At 69.6% G+C, this 15,259-nt stretch carries 11 protein-coding genes; 7 read left to right on the top strand and 4 right to left on the bottom strand.

Annotated features, from left to right (window positions below; genetic code table 11):
* Positions 1-59: 59 nt before the first annotated feature.
* From BLU54_RS09350 to BLU54_RS09340, 3 genes are all read right to left on the bottom strand, one after another.
* Positions 60-1,685, bottom strand: a complete 1,626-nt coding sequence (locus tag BLU54_RS09350; protein WP_091907315.1) for a DUF4874 domain-containing protein — start codon at positions 1,683-1,685, stop codon at positions 60-62.
* A 52-nt stretch (positions 1,686-1,737) separates the two neighbouring features.
* Positions 1,738-2,874 carry a serine hydrolase domain-containing protein gene (locus BLU54_RS09345; RefSeq protein ID WP_170845089.1) on the bottom strand — a complete coding sequence of 379 codons (1,137 nt, stop codon included), beginning with the start codon at positions 2,872-2,874 and terminating at the stop codon, positions 1,738-1,740.
* A 208-nt stretch (positions 2,875-3,082) separates the two neighbouring features.
* Positions 3,083-3,649 (bottom strand): DUF6622 family protein, encoded by a 567-nt coding sequence (locus BLU54_RS09340; protein ID WP_091907311.1) that lies wholly within the window; start codon positions 3,647-3,649, stop codon positions 3,083-3,085.
* Between the two features lie 393 nt (positions 3,650-4,042).
* Here BLU54_RS09340 and glpK point away from each other — a divergent pair, with 393 nt between their 5' ends.
* The 3 genes from glpK (at position 4,043) to BLU54_RS09325 (ending at position 7,559) form a co-directional block, all read left to right on the top strand.
* Positions 4,043-5,623 (top strand): glycerol kinase GlpK, encoded by a 1,581-nt coding sequence (gene glpK, locus BLU54_RS09335; RefSeq protein ID WP_091907438.1) that lies wholly within the window; start codon positions 4,043-4,045, stop codon positions 5,621-5,623.
* 192 nt (positions 5,624-5,815) lie between these two features.
* Positions 5,816-6,439, top strand: a complete 624-nt coding sequence (locus tag BLU54_RS09330) for a LysE family translocator (RefSeq protein WP_091907309.1) — start codon at positions 5,816-5,818, stop codon at positions 6,437-6,439.
* 55 nt (positions 6,440-6,494) lie between these two features.
* Positions 6,495-7,559: an AI-2E family transporter gene (locus tag BLU54_RS09325; protein ID WP_091907436.1), complete on the top strand. Its 1,065-nt coding sequence runs from the start codon at positions 6,495-6,497 to the stop codon at positions 7,557-7,559.
* Between the two features lie 534 nt (positions 7,560-8,093).
* Here the strand turns inward: BLU54_RS09325 and BLU54_RS09320 are convergent.
* Entirely contained in the window at positions 8,094-9,311 is a 1,218-nt protein-coding gene (locus BLU54_RS09320; protein WP_091907307.1) for a YeeE/YedE family protein, read from the bottom strand.
* 210 nt (positions 9,312-9,521) lie between these two features.
* Here BLU54_RS09320 and BLU54_RS09315 point away from each other — a divergent pair, with 210 nt between their 5' ends.
* The 4 genes from BLU54_RS09315 to BLU54_RS09300 all read left to right on the top strand — a co-directional run bounded on the left by BLU54_RS09315 (position 9,522) and on the right by BLU54_RS09300 (position 15,222).
* Positions 9,522-10,787, top strand: a complete 1,266-nt coding sequence (locus tag BLU54_RS09315; protein ID WP_170845088.1) for an NAD(P)/FAD-dependent oxidoreductase — start codon at positions 9,522-9,524, stop codon at positions 10,785-10,787.
* Positions 10,788-11,348: 561 nt separating this feature from the next.
* Entirely contained in the window at positions 11,349-12,089 is a 741-nt protein-coding gene (locus tag BLU54_RS09310) for a hypothetical protein (RefSeq protein ID WP_091907302.1), read from the top strand.
* Positions 12,090-12,109: 20 nt separating this feature from the next.
* Entirely contained in the window at positions 12,110-13,009 is a 900-nt protein-coding gene (locus BLU54_RS09305) for a LysR family transcriptional regulator (RefSeq protein ID WP_091907300.1), read from the top strand.
* Positions 13,010-13,254: 245 nt separating this feature from the next.
* Positions 13,255-15,222, top strand: coding sequence for an aconitase family protein (locus BLU54_RS09300; protein WP_091907298.1), 1,968 nt, complete (start codon positions 13,255-13,257; stop codon positions 15,220-15,222).
* The last annotated feature ends 37 nt before the right edge of the window (positions 15,223-15,259 follow it).

Genomic DNA, 15,259 nt, shown 5'->3' with positions numbered 1-15,259 from the left:
CGTGATGCCGCCCGCGCATGCAACGCGGCTGCGCTGGCGCCGGCCTGTGCCACCGCCGCTCAGGAAGCCGGCTTGACGTTGAACTGGCCAAGCCGGTTCAGTCCGGTGGCCGCGTCGAAAACTCCCTGACTTTCCAACGGCAACCAGTCGTAGGATTGCGACGCCAGACTGCTCGCGCTCGTCGCCGGAAATTTCAGCGCTGCCGTGTACTGTCCGGCCGCAAGCGGCGTCGGCAGGGTCAGCGCGGCCTGCACCGTCTGTCGTGAGCCGGGCGCCCATTGCGCTGGCGAAACGCTGCTCAATGGGTAGCTGCTGACGTTGCCGGAAGCGTCGGTCAGCACCAGCCATGTCTCGCGCGGATGCGGAATCCGTCCCCAGCCGCGATTGCCCGCATCGAGGGTCAGGCTGACCGTCCTCCCGTCGCTGGCCACCTGCAACGCTGCGCCGTACAGCACCGGGTGGGGACCGACCGAATCGAGCAGGGTGGTCGCATAGCCGGCTTTCACCCAGGCACGCCAGCTGTTCGGATCGAACGACGCGTTGATCGTCGACAACTGCATGTCCGATGACTGCTGGGCGACGGCGTCGCTGGCCTGCGCAGCACTGGCCGCGCCTTCCGGTGTCACCGGCTCCGCGCTGAAGGTGTGCGTCGACGCGGCCTGCCTGGCCGCCGCATACAGAGCCGCCTGAGTGTAGGCGCCACGCGCGTTGTACGTGCCCTCGTCGCACTTGCTGCCGTCCCGGCACAGGACCGACGCGAAGGCATCGTTATGGATGCCGAACGGCAGCTCGGACGGCGCGGTCTGCGGCTGGTAGTCCAGCAACAGATACGGGTAGCGAACCTCCAGATTGACGTTGCTCGCGAACGCTTGCGAGACCGCCGCGAGGACTGCGTTGTGTACCGTCACCGTGTCGTTCGCGGCGTTGTTCTGGCTGGAGTTGTGCCATTCGCCCCATTTGCCGATGAAGCCGGCCTGCATCGCATACACGATGTCCTTGTGTGCGGCGACGATCGGTGCGAGCTGCGCAATGTGGCTGCGCATCGTCGCTTCGTCCGCGTCGTTCGGCTGCGCCGGATCGCTGCTGCCGTTGTTCGAGACGCCGAAGTTGTAGATGAAACGCAGGATGACCTTCAGCCGGGCATTGCCGATGGTGGTCAGCGCCTGATCCAGGCTCTGCAGCAATGCGGCGCCGAGCGGTTGCGTGGTGCCTTCGCCACTTGCGCCGCACTTGGCGTACGCGGTCAGTTGCGTCGGATCCGCGAGGCAGACATAGGCGTGTACGATCCGCATCGCCGGCAACGGCATCGGATTCTGGCCTTGCGGTTGTGTCCCGTCGTAAATCGCCTGGTAATTGGTCTTCGGGTTGGTGATGTCGATGTGCATCCACGGACCGCCCTCGCTGTTCGGAATCGCGTGCGGGGTGAGGTCGTATTGCCACGAGGCGGCCACCGGCACAATCGCGGCGGTCGCGCCGCCCGGTTCCGGCGCACTCACGCCAACGTTGGCCGGAGCGATCGAACGGCTGTCGCCACCGCAGGCGGTCAGGCATAGGGCCAGCAGGGCGGCGCCCGCACTGGTACGGGCGGCCGGTCCATGCCGGCCGCGTCGCCGGGTTGCCGGCGCGGCCGGCGGGCGGTGCGGCGCGCCGGTTTGCGGATGGTGCAGCGGGGAAGGTTTCATCATCGGGGGCGGCGGCGTGGCAGTGTTCGCGACGCGGTGGAGGTTGGAGGGGGCGCTAGGCTTGCCATTGCGGCTGGGTCCGCACGATGTCCCACATCAGCCGGTCGAGTTCGGCTTCCTGCTGCGTGTCCGGCCGGCGTGCGTTGACGATGGCGGCCCAGCAAAGTCCATGGCGCGTGTGGACCATGATGCTGCTCGTGCCGGGCAGGCTGCCGTTGTGCCAGGTGTTGCCGATCGCGTTGGTGACCCAGCCGCAGCCGTAATGCGGATTCGCGGCCGTGCCCTGACGGGCGGTTGCAACGCTGGCCGGAGTCAGCAGCGGTGTCGCATCGCTGCCGTCGGTCGCGGCGAACACGCTGGCCACGAAGCGCACCAGGTCGCTTGGCGTGGCGATCCAGCCGCCGTGCGAATCCATACGGAAAATCGGCATGTCGTACGGACTGGCCGGCTGCGCATCAAAGTAGCGGGTCTCGCCCGGCGCGGGTTCGCGCGTCGCGATGCGCATGTCGGCGATGCCGAGCGGATGCAGCATCGTCCGGTTCACGTATTGCTGATAGGGCAGCGCGCCGATGCGCTCGATCACCCGGCCGAGCACGCAATAGCCGAAGTTCGAATACGCGTAGCGGGTACCGGGTGGCGCCTGCAGCGGGTGGGTGGCGAGCGTGTGCGCGATGAGTTGCGCGTGGTCGAGGCGCGGGGTCTCGAACATCGGGTCGTTGCGCGTATTGTCCCAGCCCCCGCAGGTATGGGTGAGCAGGTGATGGACCGTGATCGCGCGCAACCAGTCGCGGTGCGGTGCGTCGTCCAGGCTGAATTGATTGAGCACGCCGCTCTCGCCGAACACGGCCGTGTCCAGCGACAGCGCTTTCGCCTCGATCAGCCGCAGGATCGCGGTCGAGGTGAAGGCCTTGCTGAGACTGGCGATCCGCATGCGCGCCGCGGGCGTCAGCCGCTCGTCGTTGGCACGGTCTGCAGTACCGAACGCACCGGCGAAGTCGATGTGCCCGCCGCGCCCGACTGCGAGCGACAGCCCTGGCAACGACCAGCGCTGCAGGTAGGTCCGGACCAGCGGCGCGATTGTCGCCCGCATGCCGTCGGCCTGCGCAAACGCGCTTGGGATGCCCGCCGCGGACAGCGACAGCGCGCCGGCTCGGCCGAGAAAACGGCGCCGCGCGCCGTTGCAAAGTGTCATGTGGATCGTCTCTGAGATGCTTCGTAGCGGTTCGACGCGTTGCCGGGTTTGCATGGCCTGCCCCGTGGCGGGCGGCTTCTGCGGGTTCCGCGGTCCGTGCGGTCCGTGACGTCCGTGCGGCCGGCCCGGCAACGCAGGTTTGTATCCTTCATGGGCATCGGCCGCTCATCGCGACGTGCCTTCTTTCCCCGCGACGATGCCATCGCATTCAGCGGCGCTCGTCGCGCGTCGGCGCGCGATCGCCGGGCAGGCTTTCGGCGGCGCCGGCCGGCACGTATTCGGCGCGGCGGTAGGCGGCAACGACCCTTGCCACGCGGCCGACGAACAACCCGGTCACCGCGCCCGACACGATCAGTTCGATGCAGACGAAACCCAGGTCGTGGGCGAGCGACGGGTCCGTGCCCAGCATGTAGCCGAACGCGTACTTGACGACGAAGATCGCGAGGAACAGGCACAGCGGCACGACGCTGCCGCGCCGCCACACCGTGTGGGCGCGCGTATCCACCTGGAACTGATCCCTTGGCATCAGCAGCCAGCCGCCGACGCTGCCGGCCGCGATGCCGATCAGCCAGGCGAACGCGCCGGCGCCGGCCTGCGTGAAGCCGGTGAGCAGGCTCGACAGGCTGAGCAGTGCGAGCACGATCGGCATAATGAACAGCCTGCCGACCGGCGTGACGTTGTCGCGCATGGCCTTGCGTCCAACCACCACCAGATAGGCAAGCAGCGCATAAACCCACCACGGCGTGTTGAGCAGTGCGTCGAGGACGGTGGACATGAAGTCGCTCCAGGAAAGCGAACCACGAGACACGCGTCCCGGCAGCGATACGATGGCTGGCGGGCGCAATCGGTGCAAGCTTAGTCAAAAGGCCCGCGTTTGGCATCCACTGTTTGCGGTATCGGCAAGCTGCCTCGCGCGCGCGCCGATGCGGGGTTTCCCCGGCTTTGCGCAACGGCCGGCCGCACCTACGATGGTGCCGCCGGGCGGCGGCATCCGGCGAGCGCGTTGGTTCCTGCAGCCGCGAGTCGGCCGAAGGTCGTCGCGGGCCCTGGCACCGCTGGCCGGCGGCGGCTGCCCGGCCCGCCGGCCGATGCCGCGCCGCGTGCGATCATGTGCGCTCGCCGGGCGTTGCGCCGCGGCAGGAAAGCGCCCGCCAGCCAGGACACGCCGATGCCGAAAGACCGCTTCATCCTCGCGCTCGACCAGGGCACGAGCAGTTCGCGCGCCTTGATCTTCGATCGCGCCGGCCAGATCGTCGCCGCCGCGCAGCGCGAATTCACCCAGCACTATCCGCAAGCGGGCTGGGTCGAGCACGATGCCGAGGAAATCTGGGGCAGCCAGCTTGCCGTGGCGCGCGAAGCGCTGGGCCATGCGGGGCTGGCGCCGGCGCAGATCGCCGCGATCGGCATCGCCAATCAACGGGAGACCACGGTACTGTGGGAGCGGGCCACCGGGCGCCCGCTTGCGCCGGCCATCGTCTGGCAGGACCGCCGCACCGCGACGCAGTGCGCGCGGCTGCTCCGGACCGAGCAGGCACGGCTGGTCACCGAGCGCACCGGACTGGTGATCGATCCGTATTTCGCGGCAACCAAGCTCGCCTGGCTGCTCGACCACGTACCGGGCGCACGCGCGCGCGCGAACGCCGGCGAACTGGCCTTCGGCACCATCGACAGCTGGCTGGTCTGGCGCCTGAGCGGCGGCCGGCGGCACGCCACCGACGTCAGCAATGCCGCGCGTACGATGCTGTTCGACATCCGGCGCCTGGCCTGGGACGAGTCGCTGCTCGACTGCTTCGGCATCCCGAAGGCGGTGCTGCCTGACGTCGTGCCATCATGCGGCCCGGTCGCGCTGTGCGACGAGGGTTGCTTCGGCGCGTCGATTCCGATCACCGGTCTCGCCGGCGACCAGCAGGCGGCCACCTTCGGGCAGGCCTGCCTGCAACCGGGCATGGCCAAGAACACCTACGGCACCGGGCTGTTCCTGCTGATGAACACCGACGCCGCGCCGACCGTGTCGCGCAACCGGCTGATCAGCACGGTTGCATGGGACCTGGGGGCGGCCGGCACCGGGCCGGCCTATGCGCTGGAAGGGTCGGTATTCATGGGCGGCGCAACGATCCAATGGCTGCGCGACGGTCTGGGTATCATCGACAGCGCGCCCGAGGTCGGTCCGCTCGCCGCCCAGTGCGCCGACACCGGCGGCGTCGTGATGGTACCGGCTTTCGCCGGACTGGGCGCGCCGTATTGGGATCCGTTCGCGCGCGGCGCACTGTTTGGCATGACCCGCGGCACGGGCCGGCCGCACATCGCGCGGGCGGCGCTCGAAGCCATCGCCCTGCAAAGTGTCGACGTGCTCGACGCGATGCAGCGCGACGCGGGCATGCCGGTGAGCGAACTGCGGGTGGACGGCGGCGCGTCGCGCTGCGACTTGCTCATGCAGCTGCAGGCGGACCTGCTCGGGCAGGCGGTGGTTCGTCCGCACGTGACCGAGACGACCGCGCTCGGTGCCGCCTATCTGGCCGGCATCGGCGTCGGCTTCTGGGACGGGGCGGCGGAAGTGGCGGCGCAATGGCGGCCGGAGCGCCGCTTCGAGCCCGCAATCGGCGAGGATGAACGACACGCGCGCCGGCATCGCTGGCACGACGCGGTGGCGCGCACGCGGGACTGGCAGCGCGAGACCGGAGCCGAGACCGGAGCCGAGACCGGAGCCGAGACCGGAGCCGAGACCGGGGCCGGGGAGGCGGGCACATGAGCGCGGTGGGCGTGGCACGCGGGCGTCGGGCGTGACGCCGGCGCAGACTGTCGCTCTCGGCACCGCCACGGTGCCACGGCGCCACGGCGCTGCAGCGGGCCAATCGCGAACGACGGTGTACGGACAAACGGCAGGCAGCGCGGCCCGTGTGCCGAGGTGTAACATCGGCCTTCTTGTGTAGGAGTCGAAACGATGTCGTTACATGCCTGGCTCGCCTTTGTCGGCGCGAGCATTCTTCTGTTGCTGATCCCGGGGCCGACCATCCTGCTGGTGATTTCCGACGCCTTGTCGAACAAGGGCCGCTCGCCGGTCAGCACGATCGCCGGCGTGTCGGCGGGTGACTGCACGGCGATGGCGGTGTCGCTGGCCGGTGCGGGCGCGCTGCTCGCGGCGTCGGCCACCGCGTTCGTGGCGCTGAAGGTGGTGGGCGGCGCCTATCTGATCTTTCTCGGTTTGCGCTCGATCGCAAAGGCCCGCCGCGCGGGCCGGCATGCCGAACTGTCGGCAAGTCCGAAGAGCGCGGTCCGCCGTTTCCTGTCGGCGTGGGCGGTGACCGCGCTGAACCCGAAGGGCATTGTCTTCTTCGTCGCCTTCGTGCCGCAGTTTGTGTCGCCCAACGCATCGTTCGCCAGTCAGGCCGCGATCATGTTGTGCACTTTCGTCTGCCTGTCGACGCTCAACTCGACGGTGTACGGATTGATCGCCCGCGTGGCGGCGCGTCGCCTGGCCGGCGAGAAGGTACAGCGGCGCGTCGGCGTGCTGGGCGGTGCGGTCCTGGTCGGCGCCGGGACGCTGACCATCGGCCTGCAGCACTGAAGTGGACTTCGACCAGCCAGCGCCGACCGGCGATCGTTTTACGGGGACTGCGCGGATTGCGGGGACCGCGGCGACCTCGGCAGTCCGGCGGCAGCGCATCGCGCTGGCCGCGCTGTACGCGGTCCTGACACTGCTTGCGGTCTGGATCATCCACGACTTCCTGCCGGCGGTCGCCTGGGCCGGTGTCATCGCGATCGCGCTGTGGCCACTGTTGCAGCGCCTGGAGGCGTGGCCGGCGCTGCGGCACCGGCCACGGGCGACGGCGGCGCTGCTCACCCTGCTTGTCACGGTGATCTTTGTGCTGCCGCTCGGGCTCGGCGTCGGGCAGGCAGCCGGCGAGGCGCGCGCGCTGTACGGCGCCGCCCGCGACATCGAGCAAAGCGGTATCGCCGTGCCGGCCTGGGTGCAACGCCTGCCAGTCGGCGCCCGACAGGTGGACGCATGGTGGCGCACCAACCTGAGCGAGCCCGGCAAGGCGGGCCATTTCGCGATGCGTGTGCCGCGCGCGACGCTGCTGCTCTATGGGCGGCGTTTCGGTGGTAGGGTCTTGCATGCCATCGTGCAATTCGGCTTCACGTTGCTAATCCTGTTCTTCGTATTCGCGTCGGGCTCGCGACTGCCGGCACAGTTGCTGGACGCCGCGCGCCGTGGCGTCGGCGCGGACGGCGCAACCCTGCTGGTCCGCATGGTCGGGGCCGTGCGCGGCACGGTCAGCGGACTGGTACTGGTCGGCTGCGGCGAGGGCCTGCTGCTGGGCATCGCCTATGCGCTGACCGGCGTGCCGCATGCGGCACTGCTCGGCGGCGTGAGTGCGGTGGCCGCGATGCTGCCTTTCTGTGCGCCGCTACTGTTCTGCGGTGCGGCGCTTTATCTGTTTCTGAATGCCGCGCCTGTCGCCGGCGCATGTCTGCTCGGCGCGGGCCTCCTGATCGTCGGCGTTGCCGAGCACTTCGTACGGCCGGCGCTGATCGGCGGCTCGTCGCGCCTGCCCTTTCTGCTCGTGCTGCTGGGCATTCTTGGCGGCGCGGAGACCTTGGGTCCATTGGGCCTTTTCGTGGGCCCGGCCTTGATGACCGTGCTGACGGTGTTCTGGCGCGAGTGGGTGGGCGCGTCCCGCTGAACGGTGAAAGGTCGTGGGCGAGGCCAAGCGCGGCACCGAGCGCTACGCCGAGCGCGACACCAGGTGCGACACTGTAGGGGCCGCTGAGCGTGACTCCTGAGGTGACGCTCGTGATGACGCCAAGGGCGGCAAGGGCGGCAAGGGCGGCAAGGGCGGCAAGGGCGCGAATGACCGCCGAAGCGCGGCGCTTCGGCGATCAGTTCCGGGCCGGGCCGCCGCTTCCGCCAGGCCGCCGCCGCTGGACCGCCCGAGGTTGCCCTCTGAGATTGACCGCCCAAGGTGCACTGCCCGGCCAGATCGCGTCGCCGGTGAGGTCGCGACGATGCGACGGCCGGCGGTCCAGGCGATCAGCCGGTGTGGACCGCGCGGTTGCCGACCAGTCTGTCAGCAATCGCCGATGCGGCAACCGCCGTTGTCCGGCAGCGTGACGCGTGCCCGGGCATCCTGCGACTGTACGCCATCCGGCTGTACTTCCTTCTGCAGCGCACCCCTCGGCAACGCCTCCTGGCAGTGCGCCCCTCGGCAGTGCACCTCTCAGCAACTGGTGGGTTGCATGCGCTCCACTTCCAGGCCGAACATCGGCCGCAGGCGGGTGCCAAGCACGTTGCCGAAGAACGCTGCCACCATCCACAGCCAGCCGTGCAGGCTGCCCGACACGATGCCGCTGAAGTACGCGCCGATGTTGCAGCCGTACGCGAGTCGCGCGCCGTAGCCGAGCAGCAGGCCGCCTAGGATGGCCGCAATCAGCGAGCGCAACGGCAGTCGCCATACCGGTGCGTAACGGCCGGCCAAGGCGGCCGCGGCCATGGCGCCGAACACGATGCCGATGTCCATCACCGTCGTGATGTCCTTGCCCAGCGGCGCATGCAGCGCGGCGGCGTTCGCCGGTGCGCGCCAGTAAGTCCAGTTCGCAACGCCCACGCCGACCGCGTCCAGCGCCTTGGCGCCCCACAGCGCGAATGCCGAGGTCACGCCCCAAGGGCGGCCCGACAGCGCAAGCGTGGCGAAATTGAGCACGGCCAGTGCAACAGCACCGGCCAGCAGCGGCCAGGGGCCGTGCAGCCAGGGCGAAGCGTGCGGCGGTTGCGTGTGCGCCGCGACGAGTCCGCCGTGACGGCGTTTCTCGATTCGCACCGTCAGCCAGGCGATCAAGGCGAACAGCGCGAGATTCAGCGCCAGCGCGAGCGGCCAGCCAAAGGTCTTGACCGTCGAAAACGGCGCCAACTGCGGCAGCGACGACCAGAAGGGCAGGTGCGCGCTGCCGATCACCGAGCCCGCGACGAAGGCGATCAATGTCACGATCATCCGCGTGCTGCCGCCGCCCACCGTGTATAGCGTGCCCGACGCGCAGCCGCCGCCCAACTGCATGCCAAGACCGAACATGAACGCGCCGACGATCACGGACGTACCGGCCGGCGAAACCAGGCCGGTGACCGGGTGCCCGAACAGGCTGCCCGAGGCGAGCACCGGGAAGAACAGGATCGAACCGAGGGCCAGCATCACCATCTGCGCGCGCAGACCGGCGCCGCGCCCGTCGGCGATGAAAACCCGCCAGGCCGACGTGAAGCCGAAGGCCGCGTGATAAAGCGTCAGGCCGAGCAGTGCGCCAAGCACGTAGAGCGCGCCCTGCTTGATGCCGAAGGCATTGCCGAGGTACAGCGCGCCGACGGCCAGCAGTGCCAGGGCGACGGTGAGCGGTTTGAGCGCCACCGGCGGAGCCGGCGGCGTACGGAGAGGATGCGAGGAGGCCATTGGAATACGGTTGCGAGCAACGGTGCGCTGAAGAAATGGGCGCAATTGTCCCTTTTTCAACGGAAGCGTGCAGGCGCCTTGCCGCGTTGGATGCCGACGGGCCGAAACCTGGCTGCGGTGGCCGGCATCATTTCTGCGACAATGCGCAGCCCGGCGCAATCCAGCGCCTTCGTCCGGGATTTCCGGCGGCTTCCCTCTACACGCCCAATCATGCATTCCCTGCAACCCAGGACCATCGTAATCGGCGGCGGCCTGGTCGGCATGTGTACGGCACTGCAACTGCAACAGCAGGGCCGCGCGGTGACGGTCGTCGATCCGCGCTCCCTCAAGCAGGCGGCTTCGCTTGGCAACGCCGGTTGCGTCAACGGCTCGTCGATCGTTCCGGTCGCGATGCCCGGCGTCGTTTGGCAAGTACCTGGCTGGCTTCGCGACCCCGACGGCCCGTTGGTCATGCGCTGGTCGCGACTGCCGGGCATGACCCCCTGGCTGCTGCGCTTCCTGGCGTCGAGCCGGCCGGCACGCGTGGCGGCGCAGGCACGCGCGCTGCGCAGCCTGCTCGCGCCGGCGCTGGAGGCCTATCGCCCGCTGCTGGCACGGGCGCGCGCCACCGACCTGTTGCGCGAGCGCGGTCATACGGTGCTCTATTCGACCGACGCCGGGTGGCGTGGCGACGCGGCCGGCATGCGCTTGCGCGCCGACAACGGTGTCGCGATCGAGGAACTCGATGCGGGGCAGTTGCGCGAGGCGATGCCCGCGCTGTCGGACCGTTTCGTGCGCGGCCGACGGATTGCCGAGACCGGCCATTTCGTCGATCCGGGCGAGTTGCTGCGGCGTTTCTGCGAACACTTCGTGTCGCACGGCGGAAGCTTCGTCGACGCACCGGCCGAGCGGGTCGAGGTTCGCGACGGGCGCGCGGTTGCAGTCGTCACCCGCTTCGGCTCGCTGCCCGCCCTCGACGTCGTGGTGTCGGCTGGGGCATGGTCGGCGAAGCTGGCCCGTTCGCTGGGCGACCGCGTGCTGCTCGATACCGAGCGCGGCTATCACGTCGAAGTGCCCGGGGCCGAACATCTGCTCGCCGCGCCCGTGATGTGGGCGGAAGCCAAGATGTTCGCGACGCCGATGGCCGGACGGCTGCGCGCGGCGGGCACCGTCGAGCTCGCCGGACTGCAGGCACCGCCCACCTGGCGTCGCGCGGCCCTGCTTCTGGAACAATTGAAGCGGATGTTCCCGGCGCTGGACGCGCAACTGGGCCTCGACACGCCGGGCGTCGGCAAGTGGCTGGGTTTCCGGCCCAGCACGCCGGATTCGCTGCCGGTGATTTCGCGGGCGTCGCGAGTGCCGAATGTGTTATACGGGTTCGGGCACGGTCATGTCGGTCTGACCGGGGCGGCTGCGACCGCGCGGGTGCTTGCCGACCTGGCATCCGGTACGCAGCCCGCGCTCGATCTGAAGCCGTTCTCGATCCAGCGCTTCTAGCTTTTCCAATTGCCGCACTGGCGCGTCCCCGACCCGCGCTCGACGCGCGCCCGGTGCGCCCCCGGCTGGCCCCGGTCCGCACCCGGTCCGCGCCTGCCGCGGGGCGGGGATCAGCCGCGCGAGCGCGGTGCCGGCGCCAGCGGATCTGGATCGGGGCGCAGGCATTGGCCCGGCCAGGCAGGGCGGCCGGGGCGGCAGCCCGGCGCTGCTGCCGGGCCCGGTCGCTCGCTGTCCGCCGTTCGCCGGTCCTGCACGTCGGCGCATGGGCTGCTACGCTAGATGCCTGGCCCGACGCTCCCGCGCTGCCGCGCGAGGGCGTTGCCGAAGCCGGCGCGAGGCCGGCATGCCAGGTGCGCCCGCGCCTTCCTGACGCACCGGCGCACCGGTGCCGTGGCGGGCCGGGTGACGTTCGTGCGGCGTTCGTGCGACGCCCGCCATGGCGTCCGTCCCGCCCGGGCACCGCCTACTGACCGGTTCATCCCGTGCGGCGGCCGGTGCGCCAGCCGCGCCTGCGGTGCGCCGCAAGGCGCCATGTTCAACGACACGGAGACCCTGTAGCTGATGATCCAAGCCGAGTCGCGTATTTCCCGTTTCATCCCGAAGTATCGAGATTGCGGCCGTGCCGGCCTCGCCGCACTGCTTGGCGCGGCCTGCCTGGCGCTGACGCCCGGCGCCCGCGCGGCCAACCCGGACGGCGCCCTGACGCCGGAGCAGACCGCCAATCTCTATATGAAGGCGCTGGTCAACGCCGACATGGTCAGCGCTCGCGCGATCAACGAGCGCCTGCGCGACGCCTACGCGGGCAAGGATGCGCTCGATACCGGCGCGCTGGCGGCCCTCGACGCGCGCATGGCGCGCATGATGGGCGAGCGTATGTTGGCCGCGGTACCGGCGTCCGAGCGCGCGGGTCTGAAGGGGCCGGTGCAGGATATGGCGGAACGTTTCGTCGCGGCATCACGGCGTTCGCGTTGCCAGGCGCTCAGCAGCCAGATACGCGAGCAGGCCACGAATCCGCGCGTGGTGGCCACCGTGCGCTATACCTGCATGGTGCCGGACCTGCGCGCCGCGCTGCACGCCGCCGGCGTCAACGGTGACACGAAGCCCAGCGACGGCCGTCAGTATGCGGACATGGTGCGCCGCTCGGCGCAGGCCTTCGACGCGGCGCCGGTCTCGCATCGCGTGGAGGGGTCGCTCGAGCTGTTCGGCGATCCGAGCCGGCGTTATTGGGCCAGCGCGGAGCCCGATGCGCCGGTCAAGACGGTGCTTGGCGCGATGTCCGCCGAGCTCAAGCAGGGCTATTGAGTCGGACCTAGACGAAGCTCATGGAACAGCTGCTGCGCAAGCTCGACCTCACCTCGCTGCGCCTTTTCGTGACCGTGTGCCGCGAGCGCAACATCGCGCGTGCCGCCGAGCGGGAGATCATCGCCGCATCGGCGGTCAGCCGGCGTATCGCCGAGATCGAAAGCCTGCTCGGCGTCAAGCTGATCGAGCGCAAGTCGCGTGGCGTCACGGTCACCGCCGCGGGCGAAACGGTGCTGCGCTACGCCGACCAGATCGTGGCAACGGTCGAAGCGCTCGGCGCGGAGCTGTCGCGCGTGCACGCGGGCGCCAGCGGCACGGTGCGCGTGGTCGCCAACCTGTCGTCGGTCGTGCAATTCCTGCCCGAAGACGTGGCGGCGTTCGAACGGCTCTATCCGTTGATCACGATCAGCCTGGAGGAGCAGACCTCGACACACGTCCTGCGCACGGTCGCAGAGCGTGGCGCCGATGTGGGCATCTGCACCGCGCCGGAAGGCGTCGGCGGCTTGAGCGCGCAACCCTACCGCGACGACCGGCTGGCGCTGATCGTGCCGCAGCATCACCGGCTGAGCGGCCGTGCCGCGGTCGCGTTCGACGACATCGTCGGCGAACCGTTCGTCGGGCTGCGCTACGACAGCGCGCTCGCGCAGTTGCTCCAGCACGAGGCCGCGCGCCGGCAACGCACGCTGCACACGAAGATCGCGGTCAGCAGTCTCGATGCGCTTTGCCGGATGGTGCATGTCGGTCTCGGTATCGCGATCGTGCCGCAGCAGGTCGGCACGCTCTACCTGCGCGCGCTCGATCTGGACCTGATTCCCCTGACCGACCCCTGGGCGACGCGCCACCTGCTGATCGTGACGCGCGATGCGGGCCAGCTCAGCTCCGCGGCGCGCACGCTGGTGCGCTTTCTGACGCAGGGTTGAAGCGGCGGGCAGGCCGCCGCGCATGAGGCGCGGATGCCGGGCGAGTGCCAGCCTGGGTGCCGGCTTGGTGCCGGATCGGTGCCGGATCGGTGTCGGCTCGGTGCCGGAATGGGGCGCTTCAGCCCGTGCGCAAGCCGCGCTTCGGCCCCGGCTCAGTCAACGTGGAAACAGATGGCTGCAATGCCCAGCCGGCACTTCGCGCGCACGCGCCCGATACGTATGATTCGCCCGATGGGGGAGGGGTTATGAGAGAGTCAATCGCGATCACCGGGCGCGTGCTTTATCTCGCGCGCGAAGCGGACAAGGTCGAGGCCCAGCTGGCCGGCCGCAACCTGAGCCGGGACGAGGCGGGCGCGCTGCGCGACGACGTTTCGACCGACGAAATCACGCCGGTCACCGTCATGATGACCTACGACGAACGGCTCGGGCAGTATCCCTATGTCGGCTTCAAGGCGGGTGACCGCCTGCCGATCGGCGAGCACGCGGTGCGCAACGGTGGCTTCGAGGTCACCGTGGCGGGCAAGCGCTACGGCAAGGGTTCGTCGCGCGAATCGAGTCCGCTGGCGGAACTTTCCGCCGGCATCCGGTTGATCGTCGCGGAAAGCTTCGAGCGTATCTACCAGCAGAACTGCGACAACATCGGCATTCTGACGACCACGGATTTCGGCATCCTCGACCGCATCGCGGCCGGCGAGACGATTCCGATCGAAGCCTTCCTCGAAGGCCGTGACGCCCTGACCCAGCAGATCATCCGCGCCGGCGGCCTGCTCGCCTACAGCAAGCAGGCGCGCTGGCCGCTGCCGTCGCTGCGTGCGGACGCGGCCGCCGACACCGGCGCGCCGAAGACCCTGGTCGAGAAGATCATCGACCGCCACCTGCATCCCGACATCGCCACCGCGCGGCGCGGCGAGGGCGTGTTCGTGGCCGCCGATTGGCGCTTCAGCCACGACTATTTCACCGGCATGTGCGCGCACCTGATGCACGGCGCGTTCGGCAAACCGGCGCCGCTGCACGCGCCGGACGGCATCATCGCGTTTCAGGATCACCTGATCCTGGCGGGCGAAAGCGTGCCGCACGTGCGCGGCGGACTGCTGCCGGGCGTGGCCAATCTGATGGCCGGCCATCGTTCGTTCTCCACCGAGTATCCGGTGCGCGCGCACGGTCAACTGGCCGGCGAGAGCGGTTCCGAAGGCATCTGCCATGCGCTGATGGCCGAGCGCTACGCGTTGCCTGGCCAGATCGCGGCGGGCACGGATTCGCACACGCCACATGCCGGCGCGCTTGGCTGCCTGGCGTTCGGCGCGGGCGCCACCGACATCGCGAACAGCTGGGTCACCGGCTACATCCGCTGCAAGGTGCCCGAGACGGTTCGCATCCAGGTCGACGGCCAGCTCGCGCCCGGCGTCACCGCGAAGGACATCGTGCTGCATCTGCTGCAGATGCCGGCGATTCGCTCCGGCAGCGCGATCGGTCTGGTGTTCGAATACGGCGGCAGCGCGATCTCGGCGATGTCCGTCGACGAGCGCGCGACGCTGACCAATATGGTTGCCGAACTCGGCGGTTTCACCGGCATCGTCGAGCCGGACGAGAAGGTCAGCGCCTTCCTGAAGGAACGGCGCGGCATCGACGTGGCGATCGAGCCGTGGATGCACAGCGACGCGGACGCGGCCTACCGCGATGTGATCCACATCGATGCCGCGTCGCTGGGCCCGATGCTGGCCCGTCCCGGCGATCCCGGCAACGGCGTTGCGGCGCGCACCATTCTCGCCGGCGCACCGGTCGGCGTCGACATTGCCTATGGCGGTTCCTGCACCGCCGGCAAGCGCGCCGACTTCGACGCGTACCACGAGGTTCTGCGCTGGGGCGTCGAACATGGCCTGAGCGTGCCGCCGTCGACGCGGCTTTATTTGCAGTTCGGCACCATCGACGTGCGCCGCTATTGCGAACAGCAGGGATATCTCGCTACATTCGAGGCAGCCGGCGCCACGCTGGTGATGCCTGGCTGCGGCTCGTGCGCGAACTGCGGCCCGGGCCAGTCGACCGAGAAGGGCCAGGTCACGGTCAGCGCGATCAACCGCAACTTCCCGGGACGCTCCGGCCCGGGCGACGTCTGGCTGGCCAGCCCGTACACGGTGGCGGCCAGCGCGCTGGCGGGACGCATCGCCACGTTCGAATCACTGCTGGACGCGCAGACGGCCGACATGCCCGCCTGAGCGACGGCGCCTCGGCACAGAGGCGCCCAAGAACACG

This window comes from Chitinasiproducens palmae, from assembly GCF_900095735.1.
Taxonomy (GTDB): domain Bacteria; phylum Pseudomonadota; class Gammaproteobacteria; order Burkholderiales; family Burkholderiaceae; genus Chitinasiproducens; species Chitinasiproducens palmae.
Note: the sequence above shows the minus strand (reverse complement) of the source record. Positions and strands in the feature narration are given on the sequence as shown.